This window comes from Streptomyces sp. TP-A0356 (genome assembly GCF_001417775.1).
Classification (GTDB): domain Bacteria; phylum Actinomycetota; class Actinomycetes; order Streptomycetales; family Streptomycetaceae; genus Streptomyces.
This window is the reverse complement of record NZ_BBZJ01000059.1, coordinates 1-3203: the sequence shown is the minus strand read 5'-3', so window position 1 is coordinate 3203 and position 3203 is coordinate 1. Positions and strand designations below refer to the sequence as shown.

Sequence of the window (3203 nt, the reverse complement as noted above, 5' to 3'; positions counted from 1 at the left end):
GGGTGGTTGGTCGTTGTTTGAGAACTGCACAGTGGACGCGAGCATCTGTGGCCAAGTTTTTAAGGGCGCACGGTGGATGCCTTGGCACCAGGAACCGATGAAGGACGTGGGAGGCCGCGATAGTCCCCGGGGAGTCGTCAACCAGGCTTTGATCCGGGGGTTTCCGAATGGGGAAACCCGGCAGTCGTCATGGGCTGTCACCCGCTGCTGAACACATAGGCAGTGTGGAGGGAACGCGGGGAAGTGAAACATCTCAGTACCCGCAGGAAGAGAAAACAACCGTGATTCCGGGAGTAGTGGCGAGCGAAACTGGATGAGGCTAAACCTCAGGCGTGTGAGACCCGGCAGGGGTTGCGTCTGGGGGGTTGTGGGATCGCACTTTCATGATCTGCCGGTCATGAGGCGAGTCAGAAACCGTTGATGTAGACGAAGGACATGCGAAAGGTCCGGCGTAGAGGGTAAGACCCCCGTAGTCGAAATGTCAGCGGCTTGCTTGTGTGATTCCCAAGTAGCACGGGGCCCGAGAAATCCCGTGTGAATCTGGCGGGACCACCCGCTAAGCCTAAATATTCCCTGGTGACCGATAGCGGATAGTACCGTGAGGGAATGGTGAAAAGTACCCCGGGAGGGGAGTGAAATAGTACCTGAAACCGTGTGCCTACAAGCCGTGGGAGCGTCGGACATCAGCTTGCTGGTGTCTCGTGACTGCGTGCCTTTTGAAGAATGAGCCTGCGAGTTTGCGGTGTGTTGCGAGGTTAACCCGGGTGGGGTAGCCGTAGCGAAAGCGAGTCCGAAGAGGGCGGTTGAGTAGCACGCTCAAGACCCGAAGCGGAGTGATCTAGCCATGGGCAGGTTGAAGCGGAGGTAAGACTTCGTGGAGGACCGAACCCACCAGGGTTGAAAACCTGGGGGATGACCTGTGGTTAGGGGTGAAAGGCCAATCAAACTCCGTGATAGCTGGTTCTCCCCGAAATGCATTTAGGTGCAGCGTCGTGTGTTTCTTGCCGGAGGTAGAGCACTGGATAGGCGATGGGCCCTACCGGGTTACTGACCTTAGCCAAACTCCGAATGCCGGTAAGTGAGAGCGCGGCAGTGAGACTGTGGGGGATAAGCTCCATGGTCGAGAGGGAAACAGCCCAGAGCATCGACTAAGGCCCCTAAGCGTACGCTAAGTGGGAAAGGATGTGGAGTCGCACAGACAACCAGGAGGTTGGCTTAGAAGCAGCCACCCTTGAAAGAGTGCGTAATAGCTCACTGGTCTAGTGATTCCGCGCCGACAATGTAGCGGGGCTCAAGCGTACCGCCGAAGTCGTGTCATTGCAGCATGTACGGTCAACGCCGGCTGTGATGGGTAGGGGAGCGTCGTCTGCCGGGTGAAGCAGCACCGGAAGGTAGTTGTGGACGGTTGACGAGTGAGAATGCAGGCATGAGTAGCGATTCACACGTGGGAAACGTGTGCGCCGATTGACTAAGGGTTCCTGGGTCAAGCTGATCTGCCCAGGGTAAGTCGGGACCTAAGGCGAGGCCGACAGGCGTAGTCGATGGATAACCGGTTGATATTCCGGTACCCGCTGTGGAGCGTCAGACATCGAATCCAGTGATGCTAAGCCCGTGAAGCCGCCGGGCCTCGTCTTTGACGTGGTCCGGAGTGGTGGAGCCGGTGGCCCGAGCTGGTAGTAGGTGAGCGATGGGGTGACGCAGGAAGGTAGCCCATCCCGGGCGGTGGTTGTCCCGGGGTAAGGGTGTAGGGCGCCAGGTAGGTAAATCCGCCTGGCATACAGCCTGAGACCCGATGCCGAGCCGATTGTGGCGAAGTGGGTGATCCTATGCTGTCGAGAAAAGCCTCTAGCGAGCTTCGTGGCGGCCCGTACCCTAAACCGACTCAGGTGGTCAGGTAGAGAATACCGAGGCGTTCGGGTGAACTATGGTTAAGGAACTCGGCAAAATGCCCCCGTAACTTCGGGAGAAGGGGGGCCACGCCTGGTGAGGGAACGTGCTTCCTGAGCTGGGGGTGGCCGCAGAGACCAGCGAGAAGCGACTGTTTACTAAAAACACAGGTCCGTGCGAAGCCGTAAGGCGATGTATACGGACTGACGCCTGCCCGGTGCTGGAACGTTAAGGGGACCGGTTAGCTCACTTTCGGGTGGGCGAAGCTGAGAACTTAAGCGCCAGTAAACGGCGGTGGTAACTATAACCATCCTAAGGTAGCGAAATTCCTTGTCGGGTAAGTTCCGACCTGCACGAATGGCGTAACGACTTCTCGACTGTCTCAACCATAGGCCCGGTGAAATTGCACTACGAGTAAAGATGCTCGTTTCGCGCAGCAGGACGGAAAGACCCCGGGACCTTTACTACAGTTTGATATTGGTGTTCGGTTCGGCTTGTGTAGGATAGCTGGGAGACTGTGAAGCCTGGACGCCAGTTCGGGTGGAGTCGTCGTTGAAATACCAGTCTGGTCGTGCTGGATGTCTAACCCGGGTCCGTGATCCGGATCGGGGACAGTGTCTGATGGGTAGTTTAACTGGGGCGGTTGCCTCCTAAAGGGTAACGGAGGCGCCCAAAGGTTCCCTCAGCCTGGTTGGCAATCAGGTGTTGAGTGTAAGTGCACAAGGGAGCTTGACTGTGAGACCGACGGGTCGAGCAGGGACGAAAGTCGGGACTAGTGATCCGGCGGTGGCTTGTGGAAGCGCCGTCGCTCAACGGATAAAAGGTACCCCGGGGATAACAGGCTGATCTTCCCCAAGAGTCCATATCGACGGGATGGTTTGGCACCTCGATGTCGGCTCGTCGCATCCTGGGGCTGGAGTCGGTCCCAAGGGTTGGGCTGTTCGCCCATTAAAGCGGTACGCGAGCTGGGTTTAGAACGTCGTGAGACAGTTCGGTCCCTATCCGCTGTGCGCGTAGGAGTCTTGAGAAGGGCTGTCCCTAGTACGAGAGGACCGGGACGGACGAACCTCTGGTGTGCCAGTTGTTCTGCCAAGGGCATGGCTGGTTGGCTACGTTCGGGAGGGATAACCGCTGAAAGCATCTAAGCGGGAAGCCTGCTTCGAGATGAGGACTCCCACCCACTTGATGGGGTAAGGCTCCCAGTAGACGACTGGGTTGATAGGCCAGATATGGAAGCCGGGTAACCGGTGGAGTTGACTGGTACTAATAGGCCGAGGGCTTGTCCTCAGATGCTCGCGTCCACTGTGTTGGTTCTG

The 3203-nt window shown here is 57.7% G+C and carries 1 rRNA gene; it reads left to right on the top strand.

Going from position 1 to position 3203, the window contains the following annotated elements:
* The first annotated feature begins 49 nt into the window (after positions 1-49).
* A 23S ribosomal RNA gene (locus tag ASC56_RS37180) occupies positions 50-3174 on the top strand.
* Positions 3175-3203: the final 29 nt, after the last annotated feature.